This window comes from Stenotrophomonas sp. 85239_Sma, from assembly GCF_056481725.1.
Window position 1 is genome coordinate 765,189 of the sequence record NZ_CM151163.1, and the last position, 17,328, is coordinate 782,516.

General features: G+C 68.1%; 17 protein-coding genes. 4 read left to right on the plus strand and 13 right to left on the minus strand.

Annotated elements, in window-relative coordinates; translation table 11 throughout:
• Positions 1 to 3: 3 nt before the first annotated feature.
• The 5 genes from ACYKG1_RS03435 to ACYKG1_RS03455 form a co-directional block, all read right to left on the minus strand.
• Positions 4 to 1,350 (minus strand): peptidylprolyl isomerase, encoded by a 1,347-nt coding sequence (locus ACYKG1_RS03435; protein WP_262226200.1) that lies wholly within the window; start codon positions 1,348 to 1,350, stop codon positions 4 to 6.
• The gene (gene lptD / locus ACYKG1_RS03440; protein ID WP_262226201.1) at positions 1,347 to 3,848 is read right to left on the minus strand and encodes an LPS-assembly protein LptD; all 2,502 of its coding nucleotides are present in this window, start codon (positions 3,846 to 3,848) and stop codon (positions 1,347 to 1,349) included. Before lptD ends, ACYKG1_RS03435 begins: the two co-directional genes overlap by 4 nt.
• An 89-nt stretch (positions 3,849 to 3,937) precedes the next feature.
• Entirely contained in the window at positions 3,938 to 4,876 is a 939-nt protein-coding gene (locus ACYKG1_RS03445; protein ID WP_100471340.1) for a histone deacetylase family protein, read from the minus strand.
• Between the two features lie 9 nt (positions 4,877 to 4,885).
• Complete coding sequence (locus ACYKG1_RS03450; protein WP_478471871.1) at positions 4,886 to 5,440, minus strand: cob(I)yrinic acid a,c-diamide adenosyltransferase; 555 nt, start codon at positions 5,438 to 5,440, stop codon at positions 4,886 to 4,888.
• Positions 5,441 to 5,448: 8 nt separating this feature from the next.
• Positions 5,449 to 6,033 carry a hypothetical protein gene (locus ACYKG1_RS03455; RefSeq protein WP_478471872.1) on the minus strand — a complete coding sequence of 195 codons (585 nt, stop codon included), beginning with the start codon at positions 6,031 to 6,033 and terminating at the stop codon, positions 5,449 to 5,451.
• 109 nt (positions 6,034 to 6,142) lie between these two features.
• Between ACYKG1_RS03455 and ubiH the strand changes: the two genes are divergently transcribed.
• A complete protein-coding gene (gene ubiH / locus ACYKG1_RS03460) occupies positions 6,143 to 7,351 on the plus strand; it encodes a 2-octaprenyl-6-methoxyphenyl hydroxylase (protein WP_262226203.1) in 1,209 nt (402 codons plus the stop codon).
• On the plus strand, positions 7,348 to 8,529 hold the full coding sequence (locus tag ACYKG1_RS03465; protein WP_100471342.1) for a UbiH/UbiF family hydroxylase: 1,182 nt from the start codon (positions 7,348 to 7,350) through the stop codon (positions 8,527 to 8,529). The genes ubiH and ACYKG1_RS03465 overlap by 4 nt, the downstream gene beginning before the upstream one ends.
• Positions 8,530 to 8,597: 68 nt before the next feature.
• Here ACYKG1_RS03465 and ACYKG1_RS03470 read toward each other — a convergent pair whose 3' ends face one another.
• From ACYKG1_RS03470 to ACYKG1_RS03495, 6 genes are all read right to left on the minus strand, one after another.
• Complete coding sequence (locus ACYKG1_RS03470) at positions 8,598 to 8,993, minus strand: EF-hand domain-containing protein (protein ID WP_100471343.1); 396 nt, start codon at positions 8,991 to 8,993, stop codon at positions 8,598 to 8,600.
• A 49-nt stretch (positions 8,994 to 9,042) separates the two neighbouring features.
• Positions 9,043 to 10,110: a 23S rRNA (cytidine(2498)-2'-O)-methyltransferase RlmM gene (rlmM, locus tag ACYKG1_RS03475; RefSeq protein ID WP_087921587.1), complete on the minus strand. Its 1,068-nt coding sequence runs from the start codon at positions 10,108 to 10,110 to the stop codon at positions 9,043 to 9,045.
• Positions 10,094 to 10,654 carry a nucleoside deaminase gene (locus ACYKG1_RS03480; RefSeq protein WP_100471345.1) on the minus strand — a complete coding sequence of 187 codons (561 nt, stop codon included), beginning with the start codon at positions 10,652 to 10,654 and terminating at the stop codon, positions 10,094 to 10,096. The genes rlmM and ACYKG1_RS03480 overlap by 17 nt, the downstream gene beginning before the upstream one ends.
• Before the next feature lie 97 nt (positions 10,655 to 10,751).
• Positions 10,752 to 11,474, minus strand: a complete 723-nt coding sequence (locus ACYKG1_RS03485; RefSeq protein ID WP_100471346.1) for a DUF6348 family protein — start codon at positions 11,472 to 11,474, stop codon at positions 10,752 to 10,754.
• Positions 11,475 to 11,522: 48 nt separating this feature from the next.
• A complete protein-coding gene (locus ACYKG1_RS03490) occupies positions 11,523 to 12,176 on the minus strand; it encodes a hypothetical protein (RefSeq protein ID WP_100471347.1) in 654 nt (217 codons plus the stop codon).
• 43 nt (positions 12,177 to 12,219) lie between these two features.
• Positions 12,220 to 13,968, minus strand: a complete 1,749-nt coding sequence (locus ACYKG1_RS03495; protein WP_478471875.1) for a glutamine--tRNA ligase/YqeY domain fusion protein — start codon at positions 13,966 to 13,968, stop codon at positions 12,220 to 12,222.
• 197 nt (positions 13,969 to 14,165) lie between these two features.
• Here ACYKG1_RS03495 and ACYKG1_RS03500 point away from each other — a divergent pair, with 197 nt between their 5' ends.
• A complete protein-coding gene (locus ACYKG1_RS03500; RefSeq protein ID WP_010481810.1) occupies positions 14,166 to 14,429 on the plus strand; it encodes a putative signal transducing protein in 264 nt (87 codons plus the stop codon).
• Positions 14,430 to 14,459: 30 nt separating this feature from the next.
• Positions 14,460 to 15,125 carry a peptide-methionine (S)-S-oxide reductase MsrA gene (gene msrA, locus ACYKG1_RS03505; protein WP_478472695.1) on the plus strand — a complete coding sequence of 222 codons (666 nt, stop codon included), beginning with the start codon at positions 14,460 to 14,462 and terminating at the stop codon, positions 15,123 to 15,125.
• A gap of 737 nt (positions 15,126 to 15,862) precedes the next feature.
• Here the strand turns inward: msrA and ACYKG1_RS03510 are convergent.
• Positions 15,863 to 16,819, minus strand: coding sequence for a transaldolase (locus ACYKG1_RS03510; RefSeq protein ID WP_478471877.1), 957 nt, complete (start codon positions 16,817 to 16,819; stop codon positions 15,863 to 15,865).
• 50 nt (positions 16,820 to 16,869) lie between these two features.
• On the minus strand, positions 16,870 to 17,274 hold the full coding sequence (rnk, locus tag ACYKG1_RS03515) for a nucleoside diphosphate kinase regulator (protein ID WP_478471879.1): 405 nt from the start codon (positions 17,272 to 17,274) through the stop codon (positions 16,870 to 16,872).
• Between the last annotated feature and the right edge of the window lie 54 nt (positions 17,275 to 17,328).

The following is a 17,328-nucleotide window of genomic DNA, read 5'->3' on the forward strand; positions in this document are numbered from 1 at the left end:
CGGTCAGGACTGCGGCGGGGTGGCGGTGTTTTCCGCGCGGTCGCCACTGCGGAAGCTGACGTAGGCTTCGCCACGCAGTTCCTGCAGGAAGCGGTTGTACTCGTCTTCCAGCTTGCGGCGGCCGATGGTCTCGCGGACCTGGGCACGCTGGTTGTCGGTGGTCACGTCGGTCTGGCGGGTCGCCACGCGTTGCACGATGTGCCAACCGGCGTCGGTGCGGAACGGCTGGCTGACGCCGCCGTCCTGGAGACCTTGCACCTGCTGGCCGAAGGCCGGACCGAACGCGTCGGCCGGGAACCAGCCCAGATCACCGCCCTGGCCCTTGCTGTTGTTGTCCTCGGAGGACTCCTTGGCAACGGTCTGGAACTCGGCACCACCGGCAATGCGGGCGCGCAGGGTGTCGATCTTGGCCTTGGCGGCGGCGTCGGTCTGGTGGTCGTCCACGCGCACCAGGATGTGGCGGCCGTGGAACTCGGTGACCGTGTGCTCACCGGCAGCGGCGGAGCTGGCGTCGCGCACTTCCACCAGCTTCAGCAGCTGGAAGCCACTCGGGCCGCGGATCGGGCCGACCACTTCGCCGGGCTTCATCTTCTCCATCAACTGGGCGAACGCGGTGGGAATCTCATCCAGGCTGCGCCAGCCCAGGTCGCCGCCTTCCAGGGCGTTCGGGCTGTCCGAATAGCGCACGGCCGCCGCGTTGAAGTCCAGCTCGCCCTTGTCCAGCAGGGCCTTCACGCCATCGGCCTTCTTCTGGCCGGTGGCGATCTGGTCGGCGTTGGCGCCGTCGGGCAGGGCGATCAGGATGTGCGCCAGGTGGTACTGGTTGCCCACCGTGGCCTGCTGCTTCAGCGCGGCGTCGACTTCACCCTCGCTGACGCTGATGCGGCTCTGCGCGAAGCTCTGGCGCAGGCGCTGCACGGTGATCTCATCACGCACCGAAGCGCGGAAATCGTTGAAGTCGATGCCGTCATGGGCCAGGCGCTGGCGCAGGGCGTCCAGGTTCGAACCATTCTGCTGGGCGATGGCGTTCATCGCCTGGTTCAGCTCCTGGTCGCTGACACGGATGCCGCTGCCCTGGGCGCGGGCGACCTGCAGCTTGACCAGCACCAGGCGCTCGAGCACCTGGCGGCTGAGCACGTCTTCCGGCGGCAGCTGGTTTTCACGGCCCGCGTACTGCGCCTTGATGTTGGCGATCGCACGCTGGAGCTCGCTCTGCAGGATCACGTCCTCATCGACGACGGCGGCGATGCGGTCAAGCGGCTGCGCCTCCTGGGCAAGCACCTGCAGGGGGGCGGACACGCTGGACACCGCCAGCAGTGAGGCGAGAAGAACGGGGAAGCGCTTGGTCATGGGATCAGGTTCGGATCGTAGTCATCCCGGGTCGCCCCGGTGTTGCTCGGCGGCACGAGATAGAGGTCGTCGCGGTTGTAGCCGAGGATAGCACGGCGCAGGGTACGGTCCGTGTCCTGCCCCAGGGAGCTCAGGCCCTTGAGCACGAACTCCAGCTGGATGGCGTTGTTCATCTCGCCTTCGCGGTTGCGGACGTAGCGGCGCCCGACCACACGCACGGCCAGGCAGCAGCTGTCCCACTGGACGCCGGCGATGATTTCCAGCGGTTCCTTGTCCTGCAGCGAGTAGTAGTAGCGGCCGACCAGGCTCCAGCGCGCATTCAGCGGGTACAGGAACGACAGGTCGGCCTGCTCCAGCAGGGTCCGGTCATGCTTGTTGGCGGTGGCCGGGGCGCCCGAGTTGATGCGGTAGCGGTAGCTGAGGTTGATCACGCCATCGTTGGGCATCAGATAGCGGGCTCGGACGCTGGCCAGATCCTCGCGCTTGTACTTCGGATCCCACTGGTAGGTGGCGCCCAGGGTCCAGCGGTCGTTGATCATGTAGTTGCCGTCGGCGATCCACGCCGACTTGCCCTTTTCCACCGGCGCGCCGCCCGGAGTGACGGTGACCCGCGACTCGTCGAAGTACTGGATCTGGCCGATGGAGGCCGAGAAGCGTTCCTTGCCGGTGGTCTGGTCGATGAAGCGGGTACTCAGCGCCATGGTCAGCTGGTTGGCGTCGTTCTGGCGATCGGCGCCGGTATAGCGCGAGTCGCGGAACAGCTGGCCCCAGCTGAAGGTGAAGTCACGGGTATCGAAGATCGGCAGCTCGTCCTGGTTGCGGTAGGGCGTGCGCAGGTAGAACAGCCGCGGCTCCAGGGTCTGCAGGAACGACTTGCCGCCGATCCTGGTCTCGCGATCGAAGAACAGGCCGGCGTCGATGCTGCCGATCGGCAGGCTGCGGCTGGGCGAGGTGTTGCCGCGCAGCTGCTCCGGCGTGGCCGTGTTCGGGTCGATGCCCTGCGAGCGCAGGATCTGGCCGCGGATGCCGTTCACGCCATCAACCAGGCCACGATCCAGCTGGTAACCGGTATAGCGGTAGGCCAGCGTCGGCGTGACATACCAGGCCGCGCCGCTGATCGGGAACGACACGTAGGGCTTCACGTCCAGGCGCGAGCCGCCGCTGACACCGATGCCGTTGGTCTGACGGCTGCCATTGCGGGTGTACTGCAGGTCGGGGCCCGCATCTGCGCCGTACTTGAAGTTGATGTCGTCGTGGGTGAAGCGCACGGCTTCGGCGTAGACGCCGGTTTCCAGCCACGGCAGGACCGGCTTGTCCCAGTTGAGGTACAGGCGCGGCTGGCGGTTGTAGGCCAGCGCACTCTCGTTGAGGGTGTAGTCGGTCAGCTGCCAGCGGTCGGCCATGATGCCGGCCGTCCAGTTCCTGCCGGTGCCGTACAGACCGATGGTGCTCTGCAGGTTCGATGCGGTGACCCCCACCAGGCGGTTGGCGAAGTCTTCGACATAGCGCTCGTCGCTGACCCAGGCCAGGTTGGCGCGGGCCTGCCAGTGGCTGTCCACGTTGTGGTAACCGCTGAACATCACCCGGCCGCGGTCGCGGTCGCGCAGCTTGTCGTTGGGCATGAACGCGGTCAGCAGTTCGCCGCGGCCGCCGTTGTAGAGGTAGCGGAACTCGTTGTCGAGCATCAGGCCGCGCCGGCTCATGTAGCGCGGGGTCAACGTGTCGTCGTAGTTCGGCGCCAGGTTGAAGTAGATCGGCTGGGCATAATCGAAACCGTTGCGCCCGGACATGCCCAGCTGCGGGAACAGCAGGCCGGTCTTGCGGCGGTCATCGATCGGGAACTTGAAGTACGGCGCCCACAGGACCGGCACCTTGCCGATGCGCAGCACGGCGTTGCGGGCGGTGCCGAAGCCCTCGTCGTTGTCCACTTCGATCTGCGGCGCCGACAGCTTCCACACCGGCTGCGACGGGTCGCAGGTGGTGTAGGTGGAGCGGTGCATCTGGCCGACCGCGCCCTGCAGGTCGACCGACTCGGCGTCGCCGTTGCCGCGACGCGACACCAACTGGTACTTGATGTCGGTGATCTTGTGGGTGTCGCTTTCCTGGTTGCCCTCGGCTCGCTTGGCGACCATGCGGATCGAGGAGTCCTGGTAGCGGACATTGCCGTCGGCGATGTAGTTGCCGCTTTCGGTATCGAAGCTGAGCTTGTCGGTACCGACGAACTGGTCGCCGCGGCGCAGGGCCACGTTGCCTTCGTACTGCGGCACGGTGGTGGTGCCCAGCAGCTGGTCGCCCTCGATGTCGGTGGGCTGCTGATCGCGCGCGGCGCTGGCGGCGGCCTTGTCCTGCCCCGGGACCGGGGTAGGGGCATCGGTGAACGCGGGAATCACGTCGGTCGCCGGGCACAGGCCCCAGTTGAGCGGCTTTTCATCGGCCATTGCCGGCAGGCAGATGGCGATGCTCAGAGGCAGGGGAAGCAGGCGGAGGGCTCGGCGCACGCGGTTCGGATTCGGGCGAAAACGGACGGTAGCTTGCCCCATCCCTTGCATAGGGGCAATGAAGGGCGGCGGATCCTGCCGGTTCGGGTTCATCCGGAGACGCTGCCTGGAGGAGGCGGCAGCAGCGCCCGGACATGGGCCACGCTGCACTCGGCAAGGGCCTGCAGGTCATAGCCGCCTTCCAGCATCGAGACCACCCGGCCGGCCGCATGGCGCCGCGCCAGTGCATGCAGTTCACGGGTGATCCAGGCGAAATCGTCGGTTTCCAGCATCAGATCGGCCTGCGGGTCGCGCAGGTGGGCATCGAAGCCGGCCGAGATCAGCAGCAGCTGCGGGCGGAAGTCGTCGATGGCCGGCAGCATCTCGTCGGCCCACACATTGCGGAAGCGGAAACCGCCACTGCCCGGCGGCAGCAGGATGTTCATCAGGTTGCCGGCACCGCGGTCGCGGCGCAGGCCCGAGTTGGGGAACAGCCCGGCCTGGTGGGTGCTGTAGTAGGAGACCCGGGCGTCGTGCTGGAAGATGTCCTGGGTGCCGTTGCCATGGTGGACATCGAAGTCGACCACCGCGATGCGCTCCAGGCCATGGCGGTCACGGGCGTAGGCGGCGGCGATGGCGATGTTGTTGAGCAGGCAGAAGCCCATCGCGGTGCTGCTGGTGGCGTGGTGGCCCGGTGGCCGCACCGCGCAGAACGCCAGCGGGTCTTCGCCCAGCATTACTGCATCTACAGCGGCCACGCCGGCGCCAGCGGCGTGCACGGCGGCACTGGCCGAGCCGGGTGAGGTCCAGGTGTCCATGTCCAGCTGGCGCAGCGGCACGGTCTGCGGCTGCAGCACGAAGTCGAGCAGGGCGCTGTCGTGGACCCGGGTCAGTTCACCGAACTTGGCCGGCGGCGCCTCGCGCCAGTCCAGCTGGCCGGGGAATGCGGCGTGCAGGGCATCCAGGACATGCCGCAGGCGTTGCGGGCACTCCGGATGGCCGGGGCCGGGGTCGTGCAGCAGGCAGGACGGATGGGTAAAGACCAGCATCGTGCCGACTCAGCGCTGGCGCTGCTGCGGCTGCCACAGCGCTTCGCCGTGGCCATCGGCACGGGCCAGCACGCGGGCCAGCACGAACAACAGGTCCGACAGCCGGTTGAGGTACTGCAGCGCCTCGCTGCGCACGGCTTCGTGGCGGGCCAGGGTGACCGTCTCGCGCTCGGCGCGGCGGACGATCGTGCGCGCCAGGTGGCAGCGCGCGGCGGCCTCGCCACCGGCCGGCAGGATGAATTCCTTCAACATCGGCAGGCTGGCGTTGTAGTGGTCCAGCTGCTGTTCCAACGCCGAGACATCGGCGGCGTGGATCGCGGCGTGGCCGGGGATGCACAGTTCGGCGCCCAGGTCGAACAGCTGGTGCTGCAGATGCACCACCAGCGCGCGGACATCCTCGGGCAGCGCCGTGGCCAGCAGCAGGCCGAGCGCGGCATTGGCTTCATCGACGGCGCCGTAGGACGCCACGCGGGCGTCATCCTTGGCCACGCGCTGGCCGTCGCCAAGGCCGGTACTGCCGTCGTCGCCGGTGCGGGTGTAGATGCGCGAGAGGCGATGGCCCATGGCGCGGCTCAGTGGCGGATGTCGCGGCGGGCCTGCTGGAGCTTCACTACCTGCTCCACGGCCAGCTGCAGGGCGGCGCCGAGCGCCACGTAGATCGCGGTGGTGCGCAGGTACGGCCCGAACCACTGTGCGTAGTTCTGCGCCCAGCCGGCCAATGTCGGTTCGGCCACGTTGCGGCTGGTCCAGTAGAAGCCGCCCTGCGCCAGCAGGTGGCAGACCGCCACCGAGGCCACCAGCAGCAACGCGCCCTTGGCCAGCACCGGCCAGCGTGCCCCCTGGTAGTTGCGGCCCAGCAGCATGCCGCCGGCCCACAGCGAGAAATAGGCCGGCAACAGCAGCCAGTAGCCCGGCGACACGCAGTAGTGCTGCCAGAAATCCAAGCCGCTGCTGCGGATCACGATCCAGTCCACCAGCACCGCGAACACGATCAGCAGCGGGAACGCCCAGCGGGTCCAGCCGGCCAGATAGAAGCCACCGATGAAGAACACCGCCCAGGAGGCATCGGGAATCGCCGCGAAGTGGTTGACCCGGGTCGCCGCCAGCAACAGCACGAGTACGGACAGGACGAAGGCACGGTTGGCGGTGGCGGACATGGCAGCGGGCCCGGAGCGGATTCAGGTTTCATTCTAGCCCGCCGCGCCGGTTGGCGCAGGTCGGGGAGCGTTGGGTGTTCGGGCGGGGCGAGCGCGTATCATGAACACCATGAGTGAACGACATGACGTGCTGATCGTCGGTGGCGGCCTGGTCGGTGCCAGCCTGGCCATTGCCCTGGACCGGCTGGGCCGCGATGTGGGCCTGCTCGAGGCCAGCCCGGCCGGCGAGCTGCCGGCGGTGTTCGACCAGCGCAACCTCAGTTTCGCCGCGGCCACCGTCAACGCGCTGACCGCGCTGGGGGTCATGCAGAAGCTGGCGATGGCGCCGGGCCCGATCCGTCGCATCCACGTCAGCCGCGCCGGCGATTTCGGCCGCGTGCAGCTGGAGGCTTCCGACTACGACCGGCCGTGGTTCGGCCAGGTGGTGGTGGCGCGTGACTTCGGCCAGGCGCTGGAAGCACGGCTGCAGGAGCTGCCGCAGTTGCGGCGCTACCGGCCGATGCGGTTCCTGGGCCTGGGCGAGGTGGTCGACGGCTACCGCCAGGTGCGGGTGGCCGACGAGGCCGGCGAGCGCATGCTGCTGGCACGGCTGGTGGTGGGCGCCGATGGCACGACCAGCGGCGTGCGCGGGGCGTTGGGCATCGAGGTCGACCGGCATGATTTCCAGCAGACCCTGTTCGTGGCCCGCGTGCGCAGCCAGCGCGCGCCGGACGGCACGGCCTGGGAGCGCTTCACCGATACCGGCCCGACGGCCCTGCTGCCGCGTGGCGATCGTCACTTCGGCACCGTGCACGGCGTAGCGCGCGATCAGGCCGATGCGGTGATGGCACTGGACGATGCGGCCTGGCTTCAGCGCCTGCAGGATGCGATCGGCTGGCGTGCCGGCCGCCTGCTCGAATCCGGCCCGCGCAGTGCTTACCCGCTCATCCAGGTGCTGGCGCGCGCATTGGCCGGAGAACGCACGGTGCTGCTCGGCAATGCCGCGCAGACCATTCATCCGCTGGGTGCGCAGGGCTTCAACCTGGGCCTGCGCGATGCGCTGACCCTGGCCGAGCTGCTGGAGGATGCGCATGAGGATGCCGGCAGTGATGCGCTGCTGCAGGCCTATGTCGCGCGCCGCGAGGAAGACCGCCGGCAGACGGTGGCGTTCTCCGGTGGCCTGGCACGCCTGACCAGCAATCCGGCGCCGCTGATGCGGCCGCTGCGCAGCCTCGGCCTGGTGGCCGCACAACGCGCCTCGGTGCAGTCGATGCTGGTCGGCGGTGCGATGGGCTTCCGTGGCGAAGTGCCGCGGCTGTGCCGTGGAGAAGCCGCATGAGCCGGCGCGCGCGCCTGGACGTGGCCATCGTCGGCGGTGGCGTGGTTGGTGCCGCCTGTGCGCTGGCGCTGGCCGATGCCGGTCTGTCGGTTGCACTGGTGGAGGGCCGCGAGCCTGCGCCATGGCGCGCTGCACAGCCAGACCTGCGGGTGTTCGCCTTCGCCGCCGACAACGTGCAACTGTTGAACCGTCTGGGTGTGTGGCCGGCCATCGCGCAGGCCCGCGCATGGCCCTACCGGCGCATGCAGGTGTGGGATGCCGCCGGTGGCGAGGATCTGTTGTTCGACGCCGACCGCTTCGGTCGGCGCGAACTGGGCTACATCGTCGAGAACGGCCTGCTGCAGGATCGCCTGTGGTCGGCACTGCCGGCCGCAGGCATACAGCTGCATTGCCCGGCGCGGGTGGATGCGCTGGAGCAGGACGCGGACGGTGTGCGCCTGCGCCTGGATGACGGGCGCCGCCTGGAAGCGGCGCTGGCAGTGGCCGCCGACGGCGCCGAATCGACCCTGCGCCAGCTGGCCGGACTCGAGGTCGAGCGCCATGACTACCACCAGCGTGGCGTGGTGGCCTATGTGGACAGCGATCTTCCCAACCAGGCCACGGCCTGGCAGCGCTTCCTGCCGAGCGGGCCACTGGCGTTGCTGCCGGTGGCCGAGCGTCGCAGCTCGATCGTCTGGACCCTGCCCGAGGATGACGCGGCACGTGTGCTGGCGCTGGATGAGGACACCTTCAACCGTGAACTGACCCGCGCCTTCGCTGCACGCCTGGGTGAACTGCGGCTGGCATCACCGCGTGCGGCATTCCCGCTGCGTCGCCAACTGGCCCGCCACTACGTGGCCGGCCGCGTGCTGGCGCTGGGTGATGCTGCGCACGTGGTGCATCCGCTGGCCGGGCAGGGCGTGAACCTGGGCCTGCGCGATGTCGCCGCCCTGCAGCAGTGGCTGGCGCCGTCGGCCGAACGCCGTGGCCAGCCGCGGCTGTCGCCGCAGCGGCTGCAGCGCTGGGCACGCGAACGGCGCAGCGACAACCACATCGCCGCTTACAGCTTCGATGCGATCAACCGCCTGTTCTCCAACGACGAAATGCATCTGACCCTGGCCCGCGGACGCGCGCTGGGCTGCGTCGGCAAATGGCCGCCGCTGGTGCAGGCATTCTGGAAGCGCGCCGCCGGCGTCTGACGCAAAAAGCGGACGGAGGGGATTAAGTCGTATGTGCACATACGACTTAATCCCCTCCGTCCCCTTTTTCAGTCGACCAGCCAACCGGCCAGGTCGGAGCGATCCAGCTTGCCGCGATGCCTGCGGTCCAATGAATTGAATTCATCGGCCAGCGCCGGGTTGGCCTGCGCTTCTTCGCGGCTGATGAAACCATCACCATTCACGTCCAGCGCAGCGAAGTGGATGCGGTACTGGCCGACCACGCTGCTCGGTTCCAGCGAACGCACGGTCACCTGTGCCTCGCCAGCCGGCTGTGCAATCTCGACGCTGCCGGTGACCTGGCCGGCGCCCAGTGGCTGCTGGCGGATGGCGCCGCCGGTCGGGCCCAGCGGCTGGACCTGCGCCGGCATGGACGGCAGCTGCTGTGCAAGGGCCGTTGCAGTTGCCAGCAGGGCGATCAGTATCGGAATCGAGCGGTATCGCATGGTCCCATTCCTCGGTAGCGCCGGGCCACGCCCGGCGGGCACGACGGCCTCAGCGCAGCGGCGACGCCAGCACGGTGATCTCTTCACGATCGTGATAGAGCTGCTTGGCGCGGACCACCAGCGGCTTGCCGGCCTGGTCCTGGAACAGGTCCAGGCACAGCCGGGTCTCGTCCCAGCGCTTCTTCATCGGCAGCTTCAGATTGAAGATCGCATGCCTGCACCAGCCCTCGCGGAACCAGGTGGCCATCCGCTCGGCCACGCGGCGCGGCTGCTCGACCATGTCGCAGACCATCCAGTCCAGCGGCTGTTCCGGGTGCCAGTGGAAGCCATCGGCGCGCAGGTGCTCGACCAGGCCGGTGTCCAGCACGTGCTGGCGCAATGGGCCGTTGTCGATGCTCAGTACGTGCATGTGCTGGCGGGTCAGCACCCAGGTCCAGCCGCCGGGTGCGGCGCCGAGATCGGCCGCGCGCATGCCGGGCTTGGCCAGTGCTTCGCGTTCTTCCGGGGTCAGCAGGGTCAGCAATGCTTCGTCCAGCTTCAGTGCCGAACGCGAAGGCGCTTCGGGCAGCAGCTTCAGGCGCGGGATGCCCAGTGCCCACGGCGCGCTGTCGGCCGGATCAGCCACGCAGACGAAGGCGTGGGTGCCGTCGACGAACACCACGTGCAGGCGCGGCAGGCGGTTGTTCGGCTTGTCGCTGAGCTTGCCGGCCTTGCGCAGCGCGGGGCGCAGCGCATTGCCGAAGGCACGCGCCAGCCCGGACAGCGGCTTGCCGGCGTCAGAATCGGGGTGTTCCACCCACAGGTCACCGAAGCGCGGCGCATCGGCCAGCACCTCCAGCATCGGGGTGATGCGGTCGGCCGGGTCCAGCTGCGGCAGCTCGGCCAGTACCACCAGCTTCTGTCGCGCGAAGATCAGCTCGCGCCAGCGCAGCCGTGGCGCCAGGGCAGCGGCTTCGTCGCACATGAAAAGCACATAGCCGTCGTTGCGCTGGGTACGCGCGTAGCCGGCGAAACCGGCTTCACCGGCGCGGAACTGCAGCTCGCCGGCCAGCTCGGGCTCGAAGCCCTGCCGGCACAGGCACAGCAGGCCGATGCCGGTTTCAGTAACGGGCGCCATCGCTTTCCCCATAGGCACGCAGCACGCTGCGTGCGGCATCGCGGTTCAGGCCCTGCACCACTTCGATGCCGCGCTTGTTGAGCTCGCCGACCCAGTCGGCCGGCAGCGGGCCTTCGTCGAACGGCGTCAGTTCCTCGACGTCGGCCGCGTTGGCACCGATCAGCAGGCGGTCGATGCCGGCCCACACGGTCGCGCCGTAGCACTGGCAGCACGGCTGCGAACTGGTGGCCAGGGTGACCGGCGACAGTACCGCGTTCAGGCGCGGGGTCTGCAGGCGCTGCTGGGCCAGCATGTAGGCCATGTTCTCGGCGTGCGCCAGCGAGGTTGCGTGCGGCATCACCCGGTTCACGCCGGCGGCGATGACCTTGTCATCCGGCCCGAACACCACCGCGCCGAACGGGCCGCCACTGGCGTGCTCGACATTCAACCGCGACAGCTCGATCGCCAGTGCGACCTTGGCCTCGTCGCCCGGATATCGACGATCCAGGTCGATCTGGTCGTGGATCCAGGCGGGAAGGGTCAGGTGGACTTGCGCGTACAGCATCGCGGGGTGCCTCGTAGGGAATGGAAGAAGGTGCGGTTGCTTGGGGAAACCGGCGCGCAGTGTAGCTGCACCGGCCTGTATCGGGTGTGGCGATGGGTCAGCCTGGCGAGCCGGTGCGGATCACCACGTACTGCTTGCGGAATTCCAGCCCGGCCTGCGGCCAGCTGGCGGCATAGGCGCGTAGCAGGGGCAGGGCGGCGGCGAAGTCGTGGCCATTGACCCGGCAATCGGCTTCGCACAGGCCTTCGGCATCGCGCGAGGCGAACAGGCGGATCGCCAGGAACGAGCGGGCCTTCAGCAGCTCGTCGAAGGCATCCATGCTGCGGGTGAACAGGCAGCAGGGACAGGAGCCATGGTCGTCTTCGCTGCAGGTGGATGCATCCACCTCCTGCGCGCGGTAGTGCGCCAACGGCCCCAGCACCACGGTGCGCTGGTGTTCCTCGCCGTCATCGCCGGCCGGGTAGGCCAGGCCCATCATCGGCAGGCCCTGCGCGTCCTCGGCGCCGATCGCGGTCTGCAGGGTCGCCAGGTCCACCCGCATCCAGGTCTGAAAGCCGGACAGCAGCGAGGCCTGTTCGTCGGCACCGTTGGCGTGCTGGTACTCGAACAGGCCATCGGCGAACAACACCGGATGCTGGGCCTCGATGACGGTGGAGGTCTGCCAGCCGCCGTTGCCGCGCGCATGCGCGGCCATCGCATGCGGGGTCAGGCGCAGGCCGCTGTCCAGCAGCAGCGCGCCACCGTCGGCGTGGCTGGCGATGCCGGCGTCCTGCAGGACCTGCTGCAGCAGCGGGAGAAGGGCGGTGGAGGTCGTGGTCATGTCAGGCCTGTGGATGGATGGGGCGGAACATCCAGGCAGGGCCTGGAACTAGCGCTCGAGCGCGTCGAGTTCGGCGCGATATCGCTGCGCGTCGGATTGCTGCTGCGGGTCGCTGCCATGATCGCGCAGCCAGGTTTCCAGCTCGCGGCGATAGTCCGCGCGGAAATCCGCGTTGCCCGGGCTGAAATGCAGCTTGCGTGCCGCCACCTCCACGCGCTCGCGCGCGCTGGCACGGGCCTGGGCGATGCCGTGCGGGGATTCGTTGGTGAGGATGACGAAGTTGCGCGGGAAGCCCGGCGTGTACTTCACCACGAACGGCTGGTCGGGCGCGGGAATGCGGATCGCGTTCTCCAGCGGCCACAACGAGGCGGTGTTGGTGTGGAACACCACCTCCACATCGCGGCCCTCGGCGGTGCGCAGCACCGCTTCGTAGCGCCAGATGTACTGCTCGTTCATCGTCGAACTGGTGCGCTCGGACTTCACGATCACCGCTTCACCGCGCTCGCCCACCACGTTCAGGAAGGCGGCGTTGACGAAGTGGCCGAGGAAGATGTTGAGCATCGCCAGCGGGAACACCACGATGGCGTAGCCCGGAAAGCGCCGCCACCACGAGACCAGCCCGGCCAGCACCATCGCCGAAAAGAACGTCAGCAGCGGGTGCTGCGTCAGGAACCAGAGCAGGGCGGAAAGGGCGGTGATCATCGTCGCGGTCGTGCGGGCGCCGTCCTGGCGCCCGCGCAGGTCCTCAGGCCGACCAGGTGTCGCGCAGGGTCACGCTGCGGTTGAACACCGGCTTGGCCTCCGTGTGGTCGCGGCGATCGGCAACGAAGTAGCCGGTGCGTTCGAACTGGAACGACTGTTCCGGGGCGGCGCTGGCTGCGGCTGGCTCGACATAGCCGGTGACGGTGCGGCGCGATTCCGGGTTGAGGTAATCGCGGTAGGTCTTGCCTTCCGATTCGTCGTCCGGGTTCGGCACCGAGAACAGGCGGTCGTACAGGCGGATCTCGGCCGGCACGCCGTGCACGGCGCTGACCCAGTGGATGGTGCCCTTGACCTTGCGGTTGGCGCCTTCCATGCCCGGACGCGATTCCGGATCCAGCCAGCCGCGCAGCTCAGTGATGGTGCCGTCGGCATCCTTGATCACTTCATCGCAGCGGATGATGCCGGCGCCGCGCAGGCGTACTTCGCCACCCGGCACCAGGCGCTTCCAGCCCTTCGGCGGCACTTCGGCGAAGTCCTCGCGGTCGATCCACACTTCGCGTGCGAACGGCACTTCGCGGCTGCCGAAGCGCTCGTCCTTCGGGTGGTTGCTGAAGGTCAGCTGTTCTTCATGGCCTTCCGGCAGGTTGGTCAGCACCAGCTTGACCGGGTCGACCACGGCCATGCGGCGTGGCGCGGCGCTGTCCAGGTCTTCGCGCAGCGCGCCTTCCAGCACGCTGAAGTCGATCAGCGAATTCTGCTTGCTGATGCCCACGCGCTCGGCGAACAGGCGCATCGCGGCCGGGGTGTAGCCACGGCGGCGCAGGCCCTGCAGGGTCGGCATGCGCGGGTCTTCCCAGCCGTCCACCAGCTGTTCGGTGACCAGCGCCATCAGCTTGCGCTTGCTCATCACCGTGTAGTTGATGTTCAGGCGCGAGAATTCGATCTGGCGCGGCTTGGCCGCTTCGCGCGGCAGGCCGGCGTCGACCAGCGGCTGGGTCAGCGCGTCGTCGTGGGCGAAATCGACGTTGTCCACGCACCAGTCGTACAGCGGGCGGTGGTCTTCGAACTCCAGCGTGCACAGCGAGTGGGTGATGCCCTCGATCGAATCGCCCAGCGCATGGGCGAAGTCGTACATCGGATAGATCGGCCACGCATTGCCGGTGTTCTGGTGCTCGACGTGCTTGATGCGGTACAGGGCCGGATCGCGCAGGTTGATGTTGCCGCTGGCCATGTCGATCTTCGCGCGCAGGGTGCGCGCGCCATCCGGGAATTCACCGGCGCGCATGCGGCGGAACAGGTCGAGGTTCTCCTCGACGCTGCGGTCGCGCCACGGCGACGGGCGGCCCGGCTCGGTCAGGGTGCCGCGGTAGGCGCGCACTTCCTCGGCCGACAGGTCGCAGACATAGGCCTTGCCCTGTTCGATCAGCTTCTCGGCTGCCAGGTAGTAGGTCTGGAAATAGTCCGAGGCGTGGCGCAGTTCGTTCCAGCTGAAGCCCAGCCAGCGCACGTCGTCCTGGATCGCGGCCACGTATTCCGGGTCTTCCTTGGCCGGGTTGGTGTCGTCGAAGCGCAGGTTGCAGACGCCGCTGAACTCGCCGGCGATGCCGAAGTTCAGGCAGATCGACTTGGCGTGGCCGATGTGCAGGTAGCCGTTCGGCTCCGGCGGGAAGCGGGTCTTGATCGCCTGGTGCTTTCCGCTGGCCAGGTCCTCGCGCACGATCTGGCGGATGAAATCGCGCTTTTCGTGGCTGTCGGCGGGGGTCTCGGGGCTGGCGGGGGTGTGCTCGGACATGAGTCGGCGAAGAGAAAGGCAGAAAGACCAACAGTCTAGCGCGTACGGGGCGGGGCTGCCCGGTGGGGTATGGGAGTGCCGGCCAGCGGCCGGCATTACCGCGTGCAGGCCGCTGGCCGGCGGAACGGTCATGCGCCGTCACCACCACCATTCAGCCCCCGGGCGTATGCTGGAATCCTGTCCCACGGAGCCGCCGCATGCACATCGTGTACAAGGCCGACAACCTGTTCGACGCCCATCTGGTCAAGCACGCGCTGGAGGATGCCGGCATCCCGGCGTTCGTGTTCGGCGAGTCGTTGCTGGGTGGCATGGGCGAGCTGCCGCTGTTTGGTGTACTGCGGGTGGGAATCCCGGATGCCGCACGCCCGCAGGCCGAGGACATCGTGGCGGCACTGGACTTGGGGCATGCACCGGATGCCCCCATTTCGGATGCAGACGATATAGCCGGTCTTCCGGCGTAGGAGCGCATCATGTTGGGAATTGGCCAGGGCATCCTCGGTATCGGCGCCTTCAAGCAGCGCCTGCCGCGCCCGGAAGAGGCGCTGCCGGGGCGTGACCAACCGCTACCGCTGCACAGCAACCAGCACTTCGTGAACAGCCATCCGCTGAAGGACCGTTTCGCCGGCCTGCAGCAGATCCGCTTTGCGCTGGGCTGTTTCTGGGGCGCCGAGCGTAAGTTCTGGACCGAACCGGGCGTGTACAGCACCTCGGTCGGCTATGCCGGTGGCATCACCCCGAACCCGACCTATGAAGAGGTCTGCTCGGGCCTGACCGGCCACACCGAAGTGGTGCAGGTCGTGTTCGATCCGGCGGTGGTGAGCCTGGACCGGCTGCTGCAGCTGTTCTGGGAAAGCCACGACCCGACCCAGGGCATGCGCCAGGGCAACGACACCGGCACCCAGTACCGCTCGGCGATCCACGCTACCGACGAGGCCCAGTACAAGGCCGCGCTGGCCAGCCGCGAGGCCTACCAGTCCCAGCTGGACGCCGCTGGCTATGGCCCGATCACCACCGAGATCGTGTATCCGGCGCCGGCGTACTACTACGCCGAGGACTATCACCAGCAGTATCTGGCGAAGAATCCGAACGGTTACTGCGGCATCGGCGGCACCGGCGTGAGCTGCCCGATCGGGTTGGATGTGGAGGCGCCGCGCTGACGCGCGGTGGTCCGCCTGCGGCGGGCAGAAGCTGAAAGCAACTGCCAAAGCCAAAGCCAAAGCCAAAGCGGCTCTGGGGTGCTGCGGGTTGGGCGGGGCGGCGTGGGTGGGCAGGACACGCCGTACCCCCCCCTCCGGGGTCCGGCCCAGCCGCTGGCGGCTGTGCGTTCGGGCGCCTGCGAAGCAGTGCTTCGCAAGCAAAGCGCCCTCACCCCTGGGGGCTCGATGGCGCCATCCATGGCGCCAACGGTCCTGCCCACCCACACCGCCCCACCTCCGACAGTTTCCCGGTGACGGTGGGCAAGAGCACGGGTTATTGACGAACTGGTGGAAAAGAAAAAGGACGCGGCGTTCACCGCGTCCTTTTTGTTTGATCCTGCAGTGCTTTCTGTAGAGCGGAAGGCAGCGGCAGGAGCCGCTGCCAACGTCGCTTGCGACGGCCCGGAGGGTGCCGGTCAGGACGACCGGCGTAGCCATGCTCGGCTGCGAGCAAGCGAAGCGCGCGACCCGCTTTTGCTCTTCTTTCTTTCATCCGTGGCGGGCGGCCACAGGAAACTGTCAGAGGGCGGGCGGGTTGGGTTCGCGGGGGTGTCCGCGGCATGGATGCCGCGGCCAAGCCCCCATGGACGGGTTCACGGCGTCCCCCGCGAACCCAACCCGCCCGACCCAGCGCGGCTGTTGCTTCATGCATTTCGCGACCAAGCCCCCGCCACCAGGGGCTCAGCCGTTGGCCGGGATCACAGTTCCGAGCGAATACGCTCGCGCAGCGCCTGCAGATCCTTGGCAAACGCATCGATACCGGTCGCCAGCTTCTCGGTCGCCATCGGATCGGCCGCGAGGTCGGCTGCGAACTTCGCCGCATCGATCGGGGCCACCGCCACGCCATCGGCCGCACCGGCCACCAGCTTGCGCGGCAGCTCACCGTGGTCGGCGTCCAGCTTCTCCAGCAGGTCCGGCGAAATCGTCAGGCGGTCGCAACCGGCCAGTGCTTCGATCTGCGCGGTCGAACGGAACGAGGCGCCCATCACCACCGTCGGCGAGCCACGCCGCTTGAATTCGGCATATACGCCTCGCACGAACTTCACGCCCGGGTCTTCGTCGATGCTGGCCGGGGCCTGGCCGTTGGCCACGTACCAGTCCAGGATGCGGCCGACGAACGGCGAGATCAGGAACGCGCCGGCTTCGCTGCAGGCCAGCGCCTGGGTCGGGTTGAAGATCAGGGTCAGGTTGCAGTCGATGCCTTCGGCCTGCAGGATGCGCGCGGCTTCCACGCCTTCCCAGGTCGCGGCGATCTTGATCAGGATCTTCTCGCGCGGTACGCCGGCATCGGCGTACATCTGGATGAACTGGCGGGCCTTGGCCACGGTGGCGGCGGTGTCGTGGGCCTGGTCGGCATCCACTTCGGTGGACACGCGGCCCGGCACCAGCGTGCTCAGCAGCGCGCCGACGCCGATGGTCAGGCGGTCGGCCACGGCGTTCACCACGGCTTCGCGGTCGCCCGCCTGCTGGCGGCCCCAGGCCAGTTCGCGTTCGATCAGCTCGGCGTAGACCGGCAGGTCCAGCGCCTTCTTCACCAGGGTCGGGTTGGTGGTGCAGTCCACCGGCTGCAGGCGCTTGATGGCATCGTAGTCACCGGTATCGGCAACCACCACGGACAGTTCGCGCAGCTGGGACAGTTTGGACGGGGTACTCATTACGGCTCCTGGTGCAGGGGGATCGAATCGCGCGCGGTGCGCAGCGGTAATCAGGGGCGGTCGTTGTGGACCGCGGTCACGCGCAGGCGCAACTTGCGGCCGCCGGGCGCATTCCAGTCGATGCTCTGGCCGATCGACAGGCCGAGCAGGGCACTGCCGACCGGGGCCAGCACGGAAACCTTGCCTTCATCGACGTTGGCTTCGCGGGGGAAGACCAGGGTCAGGACATGCTTCTCGCCCGACACTTCATCTTCGCACTCCACGCGCGAATGCATCATGACGATGCCTTCGGGAATCTGGTGCGGTGCCAGCACGGTGGCACGGTTGAGTTCTTCAGCAAGCGCGAGCGCGGCAGGCGTCTGGCTCAGCGCAGGGGATTCGAGCATGGCGTCCAGGCGGTCCATGTCGAAGGTAGAAACGGTGATCGACGGCGGCAGGCCGCTGGCGGTGTTCATGGTGAAGCTCCTTGGTTGAAAGCCATGCAAAAGGCGGCACCTGCTGGCGCCGCC

What these genes read in the sequence shown, in the direction of transcription:
- ACYKG1_RS03435 (WP_262226200.1), bottom strand. Translation starts at nt 1,350, where the DNA reads ATGACCAAGCGCTTCCCCGTTCTTCTCGCCTCACTGCTGGCGGTGTCC.
- ACYKG1_RS03445 (WP_100471340.1), bottom strand. Translation starts at nt 4,876, where the DNA reads ATGCTGGTCTTTACCCATCCGTCCTGCCTGCTGCACGACCCCGGCCCC.
- ACYKG1_RS03450 (WP_478471871.1), bottom strand. Translation starts at nt 5,440, where the DNA reads ATGGGCCATCGCCTCTCGCGCATCTACACCCGCACCGGCGACGACGGC.
- ACYKG1_RS03455 (WP_478471872.1), bottom strand. Translation starts at nt 6,033, where the DNA reads ATGTCCGCCACCGCCAACCGTGCCTTCGTCCTGTCCGTACTCGTGCTG.
- ubiH (WP_262226203.1), top strand. Translation starts at nt 6,143, where the DNA reads ATGAGTGAACGACATGACGTGCTGATCGTCGGTGGCGGCCTGGTCGGT.
- ACYKG1_RS03465 (WP_100471342.1), top strand. Translation starts at nt 7,348, where the DNA reads ATGAGCCGGCGCGCGCGCCTGGACGTGGCCATCGTCGGCGGTGGCGTG.
- ACYKG1_RS03470 (WP_100471343.1), bottom strand. Translation starts at nt 8,993, where the DNA reads ATGCGATACCGCTCGATTCCGATACTGATCGCCCTGCTGGCAACTGCA.
- rlmM (WP_087921587.1), bottom strand. Translation starts at nt 10,110, where the DNA reads ATGGCGCCCGTTACTGAAACCGGCATCGGCCTGCTGTGCCTGTGCCGG.
- ACYKG1_RS03480 (WP_100471345.1), bottom strand. Translation starts at nt 10,654, where the DNA reads ATGCTGTACGCGCAAGTCCACCTGACCCTTCCCGCCTGGATCCACGAC.
- ACYKG1_RS03485 (WP_100471346.1), bottom strand. Translation starts at nt 11,474, where the DNA reads ATGACCACGACCTCCACCGCCCTTCTCCCGCTGCTGCAGCAGGTCCTG.
- ACYKG1_RS03490 (WP_100471347.1), bottom strand. Translation starts at nt 12,176, where the DNA reads ATGATCACCGCCCTTTCCGCCCTGCTCTGGTTCCTGACGCAGCACCCG.
- ACYKG1_RS03495 (WP_478471875.1), bottom strand. Translation starts at nt 13,968, where the DNA reads ATGTCCGAGCACACCCCCGCCAGCCCCGAGACCCCCGCCGACAGCCAC.
- ACYKG1_RS03500 (WP_010481810.1), top strand. Translation starts at nt 14,166, where the DNA reads ATGCACATCGTGTACAAGGCCGACAACCTGTTCGACGCCCATCTGGTC.
- ACYKG1_RS03510 (WP_478471877.1), bottom strand. Translation starts at nt 16,819, where the DNA reads ATGAGTACCCCGTCCAAACTGTCCCAGCTGCGCGAACTGTCCGTGGTG.
- rnk (WP_478471879.1), bottom strand. Translation starts at nt 17,274, where the DNA reads ATGAACACCGCCAGCGGCCTGCCGCCGTCGATCACCGTTTCTACCTTC.